This window comes from Sphaerochaeta sp. UBA5849 (genome assembly GCA_002432715.1).
Classification (GTDB): Bacteria; Spirochaetota; Spirochaetia; order Sphaerochaetales; family Sphaerochaetaceae; genus Sphaerochaeta.
The window spans coordinates 67,653-83,673 of record DJGJ01000066.1 but is presented as its reverse complement, the minus strand read 5'-3'; the positions used below and the strand labels follow the sequence as shown (position 1 = coordinate 83,673).

The 16,021-nt window shown below is 51.2% G+C and carries 11 protein-coding genes; 2 read left to right on the top strand and 9 right to left on the bottom strand.

Features of this window, described 5'->3' with window-relative positions; all coding sequences use genetic code 11:
- Positions 1–70 precede the first annotated feature (70 nt).
- From B3K89_RS11650 to B3K89_RS11625, 6 genes are all read right to left on the bottom strand, one after another.
- Entirely contained in the window at positions 71–1,444 is a 1,374-nt protein-coding gene (locus tag B3K89_RS11650; RefSeq protein ID WP_293893606.1) for a glucose-6-phosphate dehydrogenase, read from the bottom strand.
- A 7-nt stretch (positions 1,445–1,451) separates the two neighbouring features.
- Positions 1,452–2,084, bottom strand: a complete 633-nt coding sequence (locus B3K89_RS11645; protein WP_293893609.1) for a 6-phosphogluconolactonase — start codon at positions 2,082–2,084, stop codon at positions 1,452–1,454.
- 48 nt (positions 2,085–2,132) lie between these two features.
- On the bottom strand, positions 2,133–3,389 hold the full coding sequence (locus B3K89_RS11640) for a 2-hydroxyacyl-CoA dehydratase (RefSeq protein ID WP_293893612.1): 1,257 nt from the start codon (positions 3,387–3,389) through the stop codon (positions 2,133–2,135).
- Positions 3,386–6,313, bottom strand: coding sequence for an acyl-CoA dehydratase activase-related protein (locus B3K89_RS11635; RefSeq protein WP_293893614.1), 2,928 nt, complete (start codon positions 6,311–6,313; stop codon positions 3,386–3,388). Before B3K89_RS11635 ends, B3K89_RS11640 begins: the two co-directional genes overlap by 4 nt.
- A 91-nt stretch (positions 6,314–6,404) precedes the next feature.
- Positions 6,405–7,598 (bottom strand): tRNA uracil 4-sulfurtransferase ThiI, encoded by a 1,194-nt coding sequence (thiI, locus tag B3K89_RS11630; RefSeq protein ID WP_293893617.1) that lies wholly within the window; start codon positions 7,596–7,598, stop codon positions 6,405–6,407.
- A complete protein-coding gene (locus tag B3K89_RS11625; protein WP_293893620.1) occupies positions 7,595–8,734 on the bottom strand; it encodes a cysteine desulfurase family protein in 1,140 nt (379 codons plus the stop codon). The genes thiI and B3K89_RS11625 overlap by 4 nt, the downstream gene beginning before the upstream one ends.
- A 93-nt stretch (positions 8,735–8,827) precedes the next feature.
- Here B3K89_RS11625 and B3K89_RS11620 point away from each other — a divergent pair, with 93 nt between their 5' ends.
- Complete coding sequence (locus B3K89_RS11620; RefSeq protein ID WP_293893623.1) at positions 8,828–9,892, top strand: 3-dehydroquinate synthase; 1,065 nt, start codon at positions 8,828–8,830, stop codon at positions 9,890–9,892.
- 7 nt (positions 9,893–9,899) lie between these two features.
- Here the strand turns inward: B3K89_RS11620 and B3K89_RS11615 are convergent, their stop codons facing one another.
- Positions 9,900–12,392, bottom strand: a complete 2,493-nt coding sequence (locus tag B3K89_RS11615) for a helicase-related protein (RefSeq protein WP_293893626.1) — start codon at positions 12,390–12,392, stop codon at positions 9,900–9,902.
- Between the two features lie 10 nt (positions 12,393–12,402).
- Positions 12,403–13,737 (bottom strand): histidine--tRNA ligase, encoded by a 1,335-nt coding sequence (gene hisS, locus B3K89_RS11610; protein WP_293893629.1) that lies wholly within the window; start codon positions 13,735–13,737, stop codon positions 12,403–12,405.
- Between the two features lie 118 nt (positions 13,738–13,855).
- On the opposite strand from hisS, the gene B3K89_RS11605 reads away from it, so the two are divergent.
- A complete protein-coding gene (locus tag B3K89_RS11605) occupies positions 13,856–15,124 on the top strand; it encodes a poly(A) polymerase (RefSeq protein ID WP_293893632.1) in 1,269 nt (422 codons plus the stop codon).
- On the opposite strand, the gene B3K89_RS11600 is transcribed toward B3K89_RS11605, so the two are convergent.
- Positions 15,121–15,996 (bottom strand): ATP-binding protein, encoded by an 876-nt coding sequence (locus B3K89_RS11600; protein ID WP_293893635.1) that lies wholly within the window; start codon positions 15,994–15,996, stop codon positions 15,121–15,123. The genes B3K89_RS11605 and B3K89_RS11600 overlap by 4 nt on opposite strands.
- Positions 15,997–16,021: the final 25 nt, after the last annotated feature.

Sequence of the window (16,021 nt, the reverse complement as noted above, 5' to 3'; positions counted from 1 at the left end):
CTTTGAGAAAGCCATCAATGAAGAGGCGACTCTTTGTTGGTGGCTGTTTTGTATCAGAGCCAGACTTCCATCAAGACTTTGCACCCGCAGTCTCATCAAACCAGGTGAAGTTGTTGTCCTTGGCCAGCTGGCTTGCAAAACGGGGCAGGGTTCTAATCGGATAGACTTCACCTACCAGATCGCTTTCGAGCATCGGTCCTACAATCCTCCAGGCTTCGGTTATCTCCTTCATGGTGGGGAAGAGGCTCTTGTCGCCTATCAGGATCTTTTGAACAATCTGCTCATATGCTTCGGGTGTGTTCGCACCGAACGTCTCGCTTTGGTTGAAGCGGAACCGAACCGGTTTTGATTTCCAGCTGGTATTCGGCATTTTCAGGTTCATACTGATATCGATTGTGAGCTCTGGGTGAATGGTGATGATCACACCGTTCTCAGCGATGGTCTGGTCGTGCATCACCTGCTTGGTTGTATTCTTGAATTTGATATAAATCAGTGATTTAGCTTCCTTCTGCATCTTGCCTGTTCGCACATAAATTGGAATGTCTGCAAAGTAATAGGTGTTCACAAACAGCTTCAGGGCAGCATACGTCGGTGTTTGCACAACGTGGCCGCTGTTGACTCCCAACGACTCATACCTTCCCATATGAAATTCCTGGATGGGGGAGATTGAGCGTAGTACTTTCTCCTTTTCTATGGCGATATCCTCGGGTGAAAGCGAAGCCGGCTCGCTCATCGTCAAGTATGTGATGATTTGCATGATATGGTTCTGGATGGTATCGCGCACGACTCCGATTTTCTCGTAGAAACCCAACCTCTGGTCTACTCCGTGCTTTTCATCAAAAATAATCTGGATCGATTCGATGGTCCTGTTATCCCAGATTCTGCGGATGATGTCGTTGTGGAACCGCATGAGCAGCAAATTTTGCATGAACTCCTTGCCAAGGTAGTGGTCAACACGGAATATTTCCTCGTCGGTGAATGCTTTCTCAAGTATTTCATTATACCTCAGTGCACTTTCCAAATCGAAACCGAATGGCTTTTCCACCACGATTTTCTTGGTGAGCGTGCACATGCAATCCAGCGATGCATCAATTTCCTTGATTTGGTGGATGGCATCCTCGTACAGCGAGGGCTGCAGCGCCAGATAGTAGATGAACTCTACCTCTTTACTTCCCTCGATCATGCTTCTCAGCTTTTTGGTGAGAATGGAAACGGCCTCGGATTCGGCCATGTCATAGTACAAATAATCCAGATTATCGGTGAAGGAGGCGGGAGCTGAAGCATCAACCGAATGCAAGAGAAATTCCTCCCGGGTGGTATACCGCCGCCCAAGGGCAAGAACGGAAAATGCATACTGCTTTTCCATAAGATTCTGATAGGCAGGGTACAATTTCTTCAGTGCAAGGTCTCCGGTGCCGCCGTATTGGATGATGATTCGTTTCATAGCCTTCTTACTCCTTCAGGTCTGTTATGATCCGATTAGGGAATTGATTGTCCACAAAGTACGCACAAGGAAGGGTGTCTGCATGTTCTTTCCCACTCATCAATCGCTCCAAGGCGTCTCGTTTCCCCTCTCCCAGGAACAGCAGGAACACTGTTGCATTGCGGGCCAGCTTCGAGAATCCGTAATAGGTGAGAGTAACCCTCCGCTTTGGAGGTTTGGGGCTCTGCTCAACGACTGCAACTTGATCAGTATCCTGTTCCGGTTGTCTGCCGGGGAACAAGGACGCGATATGGCCATCTTCTCCTACACCTAAATATACCCTATCAAAGGGGGAAGTCGAGAGCTCTCGTTGCGCCTTTGGTATGGAAAGCTGAGTCAAAGCAACAGCACGCTCAAGTCCTGCCGCAAGAAGGGTGTCCAGATTCTTCTCCCCCTCAAGACGCTCGTCTACCAGATAGAGGTGAACCCGACTCAGGATTGATGGCTGCACAGCGAGTAATCCCTTGACGATGAACTGAGCACTCCTGCCTCCGGAAAGAGCAATATGCAGAGTGCCTTCTTTTTGCTTTGCGAGCTGGACCAGGTCCTGAGCTACGAAGTGTTCAAGGTCTTGCGGTTGTTCTATGCGTTCTATTCTCATGACTCTAATGTAATCAAAGAAATAAAAGTAGAATAGTAGGAGATATCTTTATTTTCCGTTCTTCTCCGAATCGAGATTCTCTCTTGCTATGGAAAGCATCAATTTAATGCGGTTTTCCTGGTTTACATGCGTTGCAGAAGGATCGTAATCGATGGGAACAATGTTTGCTTCGGGGGCCCGTTCGGTAACAGCCCTGATCATGCCTTTCGCACTAATATGATTGGGCAGGCAGCCAAATGGCTGGGTGCAGACGATATTTGTATATCCGGCATGTACCAAATCGAGCATTTCAGCGGTAAGCAGCCAGCCTTCACCCATTTTTACACCATAGTCGATCAATCCTTCGGTGAGTTTCTTCATTTCCGTATAGGGAATGGGAACGGTGAACTTTCCGGTTTTCGCCATTGCTTCTCGTACCATGGTCTCTACCTTGAACAATTGCTTGAGTATGAGCTGGGTGACGATGCTGCTGATCCTGCGTCCTCCATAATAAGCCTTGTCCGTGATTGCATTATCGGCCCCGTAGTAGAGGAAACCCATCATGGAAGGAACCATGACTTCGCAGCCCTGCTGTTCCAGGTATGCCTGCAGGTTGTTGTTGCCCAGCGGAGAGTATTTCATATAGATTTCACCGACGATGCCGACTTTGATCTTCTCTTCTTTTCTTACCTCGATTGCTGCAAACTGCCTGCATATCTCATTGAGGTTTCGTTTCATGGCCCATCCGATGTAGCCCCTGTTGTTGGCGAACCGATCACTCAGATACCGTGTCCAGGTGGCGACCAGGGCATCGGCTTCACCCTTGTTCACTTCATACGGCCTCACTTGGTTTGACAAGGCCATAAGCAGGTCTCCGTAGATGAAAGCACTGTATGCCTGCAGCAGCATGAAGAAGGTCAGCTTGAATCCGGGATTCTTCTCCAGCCCCTTGAGATTGAGACTGATTACGGGAATATGCCCGAGATGGCACTTCTCGAGGGCTTTGCGCAGCAAAAATAGATAATTGCTGGCCCTGCAGCCTCCTCCTGTCTGGGTGATGACCAAAGCAACTTTGTTGGTGTCGAAATTCCCGTGTTTCAACGCATCGATGAGTTGTCCGATGACGAGTTGGGCGGGATAACAGATATCATTGTGTACATACCTGAGCCCTTCACGGATGACATTGGGACCCTGGTTCTCCAGCAGCACAACGTTGTAGCCGTGATTGGCAAACACCTCTTTGGCGATCTTGAAGTGAACCGGCGACATATTGGGAATGAGAATGGTATAGTCCTTCTTCATCGCTTTTGTAAATACGGTGCTCATGTGCCGCTTGCCTCCCCGATTGCAGCGAGCAGACTGCGGATCCGAATTTTCACTGCCCCGAGGTTTGCAATCTCATCGATTTTTATCTGGGTGTAAATCTTGTCGGTCTGTCTGAGAATGTCGCGGATCTCATCACTGGTCACTGCATCGAGGCCGCAACCGAAGGAGACCAGCTGGATGATCTGCATGTCAGGTTGTGTGGTCACATACCGTGCGGCATCGTACATTCTTGCATGATAAGTCCATTGGTTGAGGACGGTCCGCTTTTCCTTCGGCACCAAATGGCTGATCCCATCCTCGCTGAGGACGGCACAGCCGCATTGAAGCAACAGACTGTCGATGCCGTGATTGACTTCACCATCGACGTGGTAGGGGCGCCCTGCAAGCACCATGATCGGCCAAGCACGTTTCCTGGCCTCCTCTACAATGATGGTTGCCTGGTTTCTTACCGCCTGCTGGTAGGTCCTCAGGGCCTCGTAGCCCCGTTTGCATGCCAGCTTGACTTCCCCCTTGCCAAGATTGTAGTGCTTGGAGAGTATTTCATAGAGCCGTGATGGTGCGAATCGTTCATCGGCAAGGCTTATGTAGTCGCTTATGAACAACACCTTGTGTTCGAGCAGTGAAGGCATGTTGTGCTTGAGTACTTCGGGGTAATAGGCAACCACCGGACAGTTGAAGTGGTTGTCCCCTTTCTCCTCATTCAGGTTGTAACTGGAGCAAGGATAGAAAATGGCGTCAACACCGGCCTCGATGAGCTGCTGGACATGTCCATGCATCAGCTTCGCTGGATAACAGATGGTATCGCTGCTGATTGTCGATTGGCCTTTCAGGTATGTATCCCGGGTGGAGGGCTCGGATACGACAACCTCGAAGCCAAGGCTGGACAGGCAGGCATGCCAGAAGGGCAGTTGCTCATAAAAGGAGAGTTGCAGAGGGATGCCGATGCGTCCCCGCTCATTTCTGCCGCTCTTCAAATCAGCCAGGTATTGTTGCTTGTAAGCATACAGATTGAGTCTTTCAGGATTGCTGACAAAGGTTTCAGGTTGTACGATGCGGTCGCACTTGTTTCCGCTGACAAGCTTTCGATCCCCGTCGAAACTGTTGATGGTCAACAGACAGGCATTGGTACACCCTTTACAGTGTACCGTACGGGTTCGGTGGGAGAAGCTGGAGAGTTGTGCAAGAGAGAGGGTGGTTGTACTCTTATGGTCTTTTTTGTGCTGCTCCATGGCATGCAGTGCACAGCCATAGGCTCCCATCAGACCGGCTTCCTCGATGCGGATGACTTCGCTTCCCAGTTCCATTTCGAACGAACGCAATACCGCATCGTTGAGAAAGGTTCCTCCCTGCACAACGATGTGCCTGCCGAGCAGGGACGGGTCGGTTGACCGTACAACCTTGTACAGGGCGTTCTTCACCACACTGATTGCAAGACCTGCGAAAATGTCTGCAACACTGGCCCCGTCCTTTTGCGCCTGTTTGACCGAACTGTTCATGAACACCGTGCAGCGGCTGCCCAAGTCGACAGGATTCTGTGCCTTCAGGGCAAGCTCGGCCGCCTCCTGTGGCGAATAGCCCAGTGCATTGGAGAACGTCTGCAGAAACGAGCCGCATCCGGACGAGCACGCTTCATTGAGGAAAATATCGTCGATGACACCGTCTTCGATTTTGAAACACTTGATGTCCTGACCGCCGATGTCAATGATGAAGTCCACTTCCCGAAGAAACGTTTTGGCGCTTTTATAATGGGCCATTGTCTCAACCAACGAATACTCGAAGTTGAATGCATTTTTTACCAGAAGCTCCCCATACCCGGTTGAACATGCCTTTACGAGGTGGATATCCGGATAGGAGGTAAGAAAATTGGTGAGGAACTCCTTTACCGCCTGCACTGGATTGCCATTGTTCAGCTGGTAGCGGCTGTAGAGGAGCCTTCCTTGGGTGTCGATGATGCAGGCCTTCACGGTGGTGGAGCCTGCGTCGACACCGAGGAAGGCTTGCCCTTTGTAGTTGAGGGCATCAGCCTTCGGCAGCTTCGCCCTCTGATGGCGCCTTTGGAACTCCTCCAACTGTTCTTCGGTTTCGAAGAGGGGAGGGATGGAGGTGAATGCCTTTTGTGTATGATAGTGCTCAAGCTGATACACCAAATCCGAGAGGGTGATGGTCTCATCGCCCTTGGACAACGCCGTCCCCAGAGCTACGAAATACAGGGAGTTTTCGGGACAAATTCCCTCAAGGTGCAAGGTTTGGTCGAAGGCTTTGCGCAAGGAGGAGAGGAATGTCAGAGGGCCGCCCAGATATACCACCTGACCGGTGATCGGACGACCTTGTGCAAGGCCTGCTATGGTTTGGTTGACCACCGATTGAAGAACTGAAAGGGCGATGTCGGCCTTTTCAGCTCCTTGGTTGATGAGCGGCTGGACGTCGCTTTTTGCAAAAACACCGCATCGTGAAGCAATGGTATAGCTCTGCTTGGCCTGCTTCGCAAGATCATCCATCTGGTCTTGATCTATGTTGAGCAGGCTGGCCATCTGGTCGATGAATGATCCGGTGCCTCCGGCACAGGTCCCATTCATCCTCACTTCCATGTTCTTTCCCAGAAACAGGATTTTGGCATCCTCGCCTCCAAGTTCAATGACCACATCGGTGGAAGGAAGATAGTGCTGGATGGCAATGCGGGTGGCGTATACTTCCTGCACAAACGGCAGGTGCAATTGTTGGGAAAGCCCCATGCCGGCAGAGCCGGAGAGCGAGAAGCATACCTGCCTGTCGCCAAGGTTTTGGAGCAGGGGCGTAAGCATCTGGACAGCGGTTTGGGGAATCTGAGAGTAGTGTCTACGATACTCTTGATGAACAACACGCAACTGTTCATCAAGTACTACGCATTTCATGGTTGTGGAGCCAACATCCAAGCCAATTTTCACTGAGAAGCCTCCGAATACACAAACCTTACGTAATTATCAGGAAATGGTACAGTGAACCCGATCTGTATTTAGACAGTGTTGGTAAAAATGTCTAGCTACGAGGTTGTCCGTCCGGTCCATAGTCAAATACCTGCACAGCATCAATTGCCTCTTCAAGCAAAGCTTCGATCCCCATTTGCCGGTAGTGCTGTGTCATCAGCTCTTTATCAGGCCGTACGAGTGGGTGTTTTGGACTGAATATCACGCAACAATCCTCATAGGGAAGGATGGAAGTCTCATAGGTTCCAATCTGTTTTGCAAGGTTCATGATCTCCTGCTTGTCCATGCCGACCAAAGGACGGAGTACCAGCTGTTCGCTCATGCTGTCGGTGAAAACCATGCTCTCCAGCGTTTGGCTGGCCACCTGGCTGAGTGCCTCCCCGGTTACGATGCACATTCCCTCCTGCTTCTTGGAAATGGCATTGGCTACGTGCATCATGGCGGCCCTGAACATCAAGGTTGTTTCTTCCTCCAGGCTGTGCTGCTTGATCCAAAGCTGCGCCTCCGTGAAGTGGACTACGTGCAACCGTGTTCCTTGCAGATACGGGGCGATCAATGAGGCCAAGGTCTTAACCTTCTCCAAGGCAAGTTCGCTGGTGTAGGGATAGGCATGGAAGTAGATGCACTCCATTTTCAACCCGCGTTGGGCCATGCGATAGGCTGCGACCGGACTGTCGATTCCTCCTGAGAGCAGCAGCATGCCCTTGCCTGCGGTGGTGACAGGAAGCCCGCCGGGTCCGCTTTTGGCGGAGGTGAAGAGGTACGCCTTGTCCCGGATCTCGCAATTGATGGTCATATCGGGATTCTTTACATCGACAGTCAGTTTGGGGTGCTCGCTATGAACCACCTCGCCGAGGATGCAGTCTATCTGGTAACTGTTCAACTCGAAGTTCTTGTCGGCTCGCTTGGTGATCGACTTGAAGGTACCCACTCCCTTGGAGAAGGGTTCATCCTGCATCAGAACCCGTGCTGCTTCCTTGATGGCCTCGATGTCCTTTGCACATCGGAGGCAGCGTGAATAGCCGACAACCCCGAAGGTTGTGCTGAAGGCCATTTCAATGGTGTCCCGTGGACAGCCGTTCTCTATCTCAAAGAAAATTCGGCCTTTCTGCTTGGAGACCTGAGTACGGTATCCCTTGAGCTTGCTCTTGATGTTGTTCTTGAGCCGTTTCTCGAAAAAATCACGGTTCAAACCTTTGAGGGATATTTCTCCCAATCGTACCAAATACAGGGTAGAGTCGTTCATGCATGCTCCAAGATGAGTTGTGTGACAGCCTGTGCCAAGATTTCAACATCCTCGGCTGTAGTATCCTTGGATAGTGAGATGCGGATGCTGTTCTTTGCAAGCTGTGCTGAAAAAGCCATGGCTGTCAGGACACTCTGGGATTTTTGTTTGGCATTGTTCGAACAGGCTGAGCCGCTGGAAACGCAGAGGCCCTGGTCGAACAACAAGCGGGTGAATACTTCACTGGGAAGTTTCGGGTGAGCCAGTGCAAGGATGTAGGGACTACAATGCTCCGACGGGCTGAAGATGGGCAGAGCCGAGAGCTTGTCACGCAAAAATGCATTCAGGCCGGATACATGCTTGTAATTCTCCTCGAGGCTGTGAAAAGCATCCTTGACAGCCTGGTGCATTGCTGCGATGCCGCCGATATTCTCGGTTCCCGGCCTCAGGCCTCGTTCCTGTAATCCACCGCGGCTAAGGCTTTCAATGCCTGCGTTGGTATTGTACAGCAAGCCTACACCGCGGGGACCATGAAGTTTATGGGCACTGAAGGAGGCACTGTCAATTCCCATGGCTTGCAGGTCGAACCTGATTTTCCCGAGAGCCTGCGTCGCATCGGAATGGACATGTATTTTTCGGTTGTTGTGCTCGCTTTCGAAGGCTCGGACAACCTCCACCAAACCACCGACGTCCTGAATCGTGCCTACGACATTGTTTACCAGCATGATACAGACCAGCCGGGTTTCACTGCTCAAGGCTTTCTGCAAATCTTCTTTCTGGACAAAGCCATTGGGTGCGGCAAGCGTTGTCACCTTCCAGCCAAGTTGTTTCAGCAGCCTGGCATATTCCGATACCGAGGGGTGTTCGATGCCGCTGAGGATGACCTGACCCTTTCGTTCCTTCCAAATAAGACTGTTTAGGATGATGGCATTGGATTCGGTCGCTCCACTGGTGAAGGTGAGAGAGAGCGGATCTACGCCAAGCAGGCCGGCAAGATCGGCCCTGGTTTGCTCAAGAAATGCTTTTGCATCTCTTCCTTCCTGATGAAGGGATGATGGATTGCCTCTATACTGCACAACCGCCTTCGTATAAGCATCAAGCGCTGACCGGCTCATACTGGTGGTGGCTGCATTGTCAAAATATCGTATCTCGCGCATGGCCCACATTGTGCGACAATGCAAGGATTTTTGCAAGCACGGCTTCTCGTATGGTTCTTGTCTTCTTCCCTGTCTCCAGGGTATAACATGAGTATGAAGAAATTGATGACAGCCGTGCTCGACCAAGGAAAAACCACGGATATTTTGCTTGCCGATGATTTGAAGGACCTGGCCAACCATCTTGGCGGCTACGGCCGCTCGGTCATGTGGGTGTACGATACCAATACAGCCAAATTGTTCAAACAGCTTCCTCCCGCCCATGTAGTGCTGGAGAGCGGTGAGAGTTCGAAGCACTTCGGGTCGCTTGAACGCATCCTTTCGACATCCCTGGATGAGGGGCTGGCACGTGACGGACGGATCATCGGGTTCGGCGGGGGAGTGGTCTGCGATCTTTCCGCCTTTGCAGCATCGGTCTATATGCGGGGTTGCAGGCTGACGCTGGTTCCCACCACCTTGCTTGCCATGGTGGACGCCGCCGTAGGTGGCAAGACGGCAGTCGATTTCCGCGGTATGAAAAACATGGTCGGCTCGTTTTATCCAGCCGGTGAGGTTCTCATCTGCATCGATACGCTCAGGACTCTCAGTGACAAGGAGTTTCTCAACGGGCTTGCCGAGGTCATCAAGCATGCCCTGCTCAGCCAGGATGAGGAGCTGTACAAGTTCCTTCTCGTGAAAAAGAATGAAATCCTCAGCCGGGAGTCCAAGACCTTGGCAAATCTGGTGGAGCTCTCCCTGGATGTGAAAAAGTGGTATATCGAACAGGATCCCACCGAGATAAAAGGCATCAGGCAGATGCTCAACCTGGGCCATACCTTCGCCCATGCTTTGGAATCCTCGTCCCACTTCGGCAGCTGGAGTCATGGTGCTGCCGTGGCATGGGGAACCTGCCGTGCTTTGGAAGCCGGAGTCGTGCTGCAGGTGACTGATAAAGCCTACGCTGGTGGTGCGACCAAGCTATTCAAGAGCTACGGCTATGATATCGAGCATCGCATCGGCCGCGGTGATTGGATTGAGTTCCGCGACCATTTGCTCAAGGACAAGAAAAAAGTGGGCGGCAAAGTTCTCTTTGTCCTCTTGCAAGGTCAGGGAAAGGGTGTGCTCAGGGCGCTTGAGATGCCGTTGATCCAGCATCTCGTCATAGCAAAGCCGATTTTCTAGTTCATTTTCATTCTACCAACTTCAACATTGATCCATAGACTTTGTCAACCTGCTTGGCCAGCTGCTTTTGGCCCGCTGCCTCCAACGCATCGGCCAACTGGAGCAGGGTGAACAGTGATGTGTCCAAAGCATCAAAACAATCATCGACTGCGGTAAATCGGTAATTGCCGTTTCCACTCTCCTCCAGAGCTACGAAATGCAGTTGCTTCCGCTCCTTTTTGCTCTTGGTGAAAGCGAGCAGCCACATCAGGTTGTCTACCAGTGTCGCTGCATCGGCGATGGTATAGACACCGGAAGGTGGATTGTCGAGAATGCCTTGCCCGACTTTCAACTTACCATGTAATTCCAATATAGAAAAGAATTTATCTCCATAGTGGATATAGAATCCTTGGTGAAGAAGTGCGGCTGGGAAGTTCTTGGGTCGCTTGGGGGCCTTCTCGTTGGCCTGTACCAGATAGGCAAGGTCTTCGAGGGGGATGATGGCAACAAGTTTTTGTTTCTTCTTGCCGATGACCAACGTCGGATAGGTACGCTTGTAGACGGTGATCGTTGCTTTTCCCTTCTCCTCGACTTTTCCTTTCTTCTCCTCCCTCTCTTCCTTGCGCGAAGGCTTCTCGCCTTTAGCCAGGGCCGTGAGCCGTGGGTAGAGTTCAACCGAAATATCATCCAGCCATGCCTTCTCAAGCGGGCTTACACCGCGTGCATACAGGCGGCTCGTTTGAACGATTTCTCCGGCGATGATGAATTGTGGAAGTGTTTTGAAGTAGGCACTGCCTGGGTGGATGAAGACTTGGTCGGCCGTCAGGCTCTTGTACATATTGCCTTTTGCCTTGATGCACACATACTGCATCAAGCCGCTGGCGATGCAACACAGGTATTCGCGTACTGTACCGCCGCTGGAAAGGGGAAATCCGATATCGGAACAAATTTCCCCAAGTTGTTCATTGACATGGACTATTTCCTGCATGCCTTGGAAATCAAGATAGTTGCGCTTGCAAAACTTTTGCTTTGCCTCCTTGCCTGAATTTGCAATGTACTGTCGGTAGAGGTTCAGATAGGAGACAAAGTCTCCGTATTCGGTATTGTTGAAACGCTTGTGGGCGGCGCGGCTGAGTTCTTCCTCGCCGGGAATCAACAGGAACGGAGTCTTGGTGGAGAGAAAGGAAACCGCTATCAATACTTCCTCAAGAACATCGGGATGATTCATCATTGCTTCGACGATGACCCGTGAGTGACGGGGCAGCAGGGGGAAGCGGCACATCAAGGACCCGATGGAGGTGAGACGGCGGTACTCATCGATCGCCCCGATGAAACGCAGGGTATCCTCGGCGCTGGCGATGGCGCTGTGCTTGGGACGGGTGATGAAGGGGAAATGCTCATAATCGTAGATGGACAGGTCGCTCATCCTCAGCACTACTTCGCTGAGGTCGGTGCGCAGGATTTCTTCGGTCCCATAGGGCAGGCGGCTTTGGTAATCCTCTTCGCTGTAGAGGCGGTAGCAGACACCGGGACCCGTACGGCCCGCCCGTCCTTTGCGTTGCTCACAACTGGAGCGGCTGGTGGGAAGGGGAACCAGGGAGGAGGTGAAATCCTTTTGGTTGTAAAAATTGATTTTTGCAATCCCGCAGTCGATGACGGTTGTGATGCCGTCGATGGTGACTGAGGTTTCAGCAATATTGGTAGCCACAACGACCTTGGTTTTTCCCGGTCCCGTCTCGTTGAAGACCGCTTCCTGTTCCTCTTTGCTCAATCGTCCAAACAGTGGATAGATTTCGAGCAAATGGTCGGGATCGGCCATGTACAAGGCATTGACGCAGGTGGTGATGTCGAACTCGCCGCTCATGAACACCAATATATCGCCCGAATGCCGTTTGGCTTCAGTCATGACGATGGAGGTGACCGCTTCAATCTGATAATCGAGCGTCTCCCGTTCCAAGGGCTTGTAGATGACCTGGACAGGATAGATGCGGGCATCGATGCTGACAATCGGGGCGTTGTCAAAGAACTCGCTGAACACCTTGGTGTTGATGGTGGCGCTGCTGATGATGACCTTGAACTCTTTTCGTTGAGCCATGACATCCTTCAAAAGACCAAGGATGAAGTCGATGTTCAGTGAGCGCTCATGGGCCTCATCAACCAAAATTACCGAATAGGAGCGAAGCAGTGGGTCGGCCTTCAGCTCCATGAGCAGGATGCCGTCGGTCATCACCTTGATGCGGGTATTGGAATTTGTAGTATCCTCAAACCGCATCTTGTATCCGACAAACCCATCATCCTTGCCGACTTGCCGTCTGATGAAATCACTGACGCTGAGTGTTGCAATGCGTCTGGGTTGCGTAATGCCTACCTGCAGTTGGTCTGCATAGCCGGCTTCATGGAGGATCAGGGGGATTTGCGTAGTCTTTCCGCTTCCGGTTGGACTTTCAACAATGATGACTTGGTTTTCTGCAAGTCCATCAAGAATTTCCTGCCGATGCAGATACACCGGCAAATGTTTCATGTCTTTCAAATTAATTCCTTTGTAGTATGGGTAACGCCTCTTGTAGTGTCAGATTTGGATGATTTTCCCGGCTCACCAGGTTTTTCAAGGTAAACCGATTCTGCTCTTCCTCTTCCTTGCTTACAAGAATGGCGTAGGGTATGGCATTGTTCTCAGCCCACTTGTATTGGGCTGCCAGCTTTTTGTCTGCGAGATAGACACAGACTCGAACGCCTGCCTTCCTGAGGTTTCTGGCAAGCTGGTCGTAATAGGCGAATGAAGCCGCATCGGTATTCAAGATGGCTGCATCGGCAGAGCTGGTCGACTGTACGATGGGGCTGTCCAGTTCTTCCAAGGCGGCCAGAAGACGGTCGAGCCCGATTGAGGAGCCTACTCCAGGCAGCTTTTCCTTGGTATAGAGGCTTGCCAGGTCGTTGTACCTTCCCCCGCTGCATACCGAACCGAAATGCGGCAGCCGGGTGAGGAACGTTTCGTAGACGATGCCCGTGTAGTAGTCGAGACCCCGGGTGATGGAGGGGTCGAATACGAAGTGACCGGCTATGCCGGCAGCTTTCAGATAGGCATAAATGGTTCTCATTCGTTTTGTGTGGACCTCTTCGTGTCCTGCGAGCGCACTCAACCGGTCAAGTGTGTCCAAAAAACTTTCGCTCTCATCTTCCTTATGTATATAGGAGAGAATCCGGTTCGCTTTGTCAGTGCTGCCGGTAATCCTGGCAAGTTGCAGAGCCACTTCATCCTTGCCGATTTTCCTGAGCTTGTCGACCGTCCTCAGTATTTCGATGGACTTGTCAGCGATGTCCAAGTGTGCCAGAAAGGCATTGAACAGACCCCTGTGGGCGATGCAGAACTGATAGTCCTCGATTCCCATGACCGCGAAAGAACTGTCCATCATGCTGAGAATCTCAAAGTCGGCCTCGGCATTATCGACACCTACAATATCAAAGTCACACTGGGTGAACTCCCGGTATCGTCCTTTCTGGGGGTTTTCGCCGCGCCACACCTTGTCGATGTGAAACCGCTTGAAGGGCAGTGCAAGTTCACTTTGGTGTTGAGCCAGGAAACGGGCAAACGGTACGGTAAGGTCGAAACGAAGGGCGACATCTCGCTCCCCGTTATCCTTGAAATGGAAAATCTGCTTGTCCGTCTCACCACCGCCTTTGCCGAGCAGCACTTCGGTATATTCGAGCACCGGAGTATCGATGGGAACAAAACCATAGGAGGAGAAATGGGTTTCCAACTTGCCGATGATTGCTTTTTTGGGGATTTCCATGGCAGGCAGGAAGTCTCGGAAACCTTTCAGAACCCTTGGTTCAATGATGCTCCCTTCCTTTGTTTTATTACTCATTGACTCATGCTCCTGTTGTGTTTTTAGAGTGGATGGTGTACAAAGAGTGTATAATGAATCGCTTGTTCTCTGCAATACGCGGTTCTTTCCACTCCATACAACTTCATTTGAGAGCGATATGCTGATACGATACAAACAAGACGAACAAGGAAAGACTCTGCCTGTTGCCAACATCTACACGCAAGCTGAACATAAGATCCAAGCCAACCTGTTGGACAAGGATGCCCTCTGGGCCATCAAAAAACTGCAAGCCAGCGGCGCAGAGGCGTATTTGGTCGGGGGTGCGGTTCGGGATATGTTGCTTGGAACCACCCCGAAGGACTTTGATATTGCCACCAGTGCATCACCGAGGCAGATCCAAAGGATGTTCTGGAACGCCAGAATCATAGGAAAGCGCTTCAAGCTGGTTCACTTGGTTTTCAAGGATAAGGTTCTAGAGGTTTCCACCTTCCGAAGCGGCGAGGAAGCGATGGACGGGAACAACAATGTGTTCGGTTCCATCGACCAGGATGCAAAGCGCCGGGATTTCTCCATCAACAGTTTCTATTACGATCCCACCAGTGGACAATTGCTTGATTTCAACCATGCCATGGAGGATTTCAAGAAAAAGCGGATCAGTTCCATCATCGATCTCGATGAGTCCTTCACCGAAGATCCGGTACGGATGATCAGGGCCATCAAATATTCGGTCACCACCGGGTTCTCCTTGCGTTGGAGCATCAAGATGGCAATTCGTAAATACTCCAATGAACTATCCAGGGTCTCAACGAGCAGACTGACCGAAGAAGTAAACAAAATTCTTTCAAGCGGTCACAGCTGCGAAATTTTCAATGAATTGAAACGGTACAAGCTTCTGGTTTTCATGCTTCCGGCCTTCTCAATCTACAGCAGTTATCCCCAGGTGCAATCGAGCCTGAGGGAGATGGACAAGCAAGTGTTGCTCTCCAAACAAGGCAAGGGACCTGAAGTACAACAAGCTGATATGATCAAGGCGCTTGTCGATCCCCTGATTGTCTTCACTGATGAGCAAATGACATCAGAGCAACGCTTCAAGGAGACGTTCAGGCAGATCAAGGTGTTGATCAGTCCCATGACCCCCTCCAATTACGATATCGAGCTTGCCAGCGAGCGTTTGCTGTGTGAGCGCGGCTTCAAGACCCCCCGAAACTGCGTTCGGGTCCAGCGTCCTGCAAATCGAATTCCCGGTAGAAGGACCCCTGCTTCTGCAGCACAGCGCAAGGTGCGGCCCGAGGTATCGGCTGAAGGGGCGAAAAAGCGAAGAGCCCGAAAGCGTGGACCGAAGAAGAATCCATTGGTCGCAACAGGCGTGCAAGTACCTTCAGAGCAGACCACAGCACTGACCAGCGCCGAGGTGCATGATCTCTAGCCCCACTCCTCGATTTCGATGTTGACACTGGCGACGAAAATGCTTCCGTATTTCTCCAAACTGTCGGCGATGTACTCCTGCAGTTCGCCCAAGGTGGTGGAGATTTGATGTTGCATCGGCACCCTGAGCTTGACAGTCAGAGCATAGCCTTCCGGTTTGACCTGGACCTGTACCCGCTTGACCTTGATTTGCGAATCGAACTCATCCAGGCAATGGGCAACCATCTGGGTAAGGGCGGCTTCACTGACCGTTGTTTTGCTGTACTTGGAAAATTCCGGCCTTACAATGGTTTTCTCAAAGCTGACATTTCTTCGCTTGAACGGAACACGATGGCTTTTCTTGTTCAAGAAGACACGCATTGAATCGTACACTATCTGTGGATAATTGCGTGTGATTTCAATGGAAGGTACCGGGATGACATGCTTGCCTTCGGAATAGCGGATGCGCATTGCCGTCTCAATCTGTTCCTTGGTGGCGATATCCTCGATGCGAAACAGCTTCTCGGGCTGGGGAAGGTTGAGCCGGGAAGCAATTTTATACACCATTTTTTCACTGGTTCCGATGATCAGCACCTTATGGTACTTTTCCTTGGCCAAAGCTTCGTTGACCTGCCTTTGGTGGTCCACATCGTCAAATACAGCGGTACGAACAGCCGAAAGGACGTTCTCCTCCCGCTTGGCGGATTTGCCTGCAAGGATGCGGTCGCCACGGATGAGCAGTCCATCATCTATGATTAAATCTATACGATATTTCTGGGCAACCAACTTGGAACGAAAGCTTTTGCCGGTCCCGCTTTTACCGACCAAGGCATACACCTTCGTTCCCTTCAATTTCCAGAAGGCATACCTAAATACTCGATTCATGGTTTTCATTATACCGAAATTCTTGTACAATAGC

What these genes read in the sequence shown, in the direction of transcription:
- B3K89_RS11650 (WP_293893606.1), bottom strand. Translation starts at nt 1,444, where the DNA reads ATGAAACGAATCATCATCCAATACGGCGGCACCGGAGACCTTGCACTG.
- B3K89_RS11645 (WP_293893609.1), bottom strand. Translation starts at nt 2,084, where the DNA reads ATGAGAATAGAACGCATAGAACAACCGCAAGACCTTGAACACTTCGTA.
- B3K89_RS11640 (WP_293893612.1), bottom strand. Translation starts at nt 3,389, where the DNA reads ATGAGCACCGTATTTACAAAAGCGATGAAGAAGGACTATACCATTCTC.
- thiI (WP_293893617.1), bottom strand. Translation starts at nt 7,598, where the DNA reads ATGAACGACTCTACCCTGTATTTGGTACGATTGGGAGAAATATCCCTC.
- B3K89_RS11625 (WP_293893620.1), bottom strand. Translation starts at nt 8,734, where the DNA reads ATGCGCGAGATACGATATTTTGACAATGCAGCCACCACCAGTATGAGC.
- B3K89_RS11620 (WP_293893623.1), top strand. Translation starts at nt 8,828, where the DNA reads ATGAAGAAATTGATGACAGCCGTGCTCGACCAAGGAAAAACCACGGAT.
- B3K89_RS11615 (WP_293893626.1), bottom strand. Translation starts at nt 12,392, where the DNA reads ATGAAACATTTGCCGGTGTATCTGCATCGGCAGGAAATTCTTGATGGA.
- hisS (WP_293893629.1), bottom strand. Translation starts at nt 13,737, where the DNA reads ATGAGTAATAAAACAAAGGAAGGGAGCATCATTGAACCAAGGGTTCTG.
- B3K89_RS11605 (WP_293893632.1), top strand. Translation starts at nt 13,856, where the DNA reads ATGCTGATACGATACAAACAAGACGAACAAGGAAAGACTCTGCCTGTT.
- B3K89_RS11600 (WP_293893635.1), bottom strand. Translation starts at nt 15,996, where the DNA reads ATGAAAACCATGAATCGAGTATTTAGGTATGCCTTCTGGAAATTGAAG.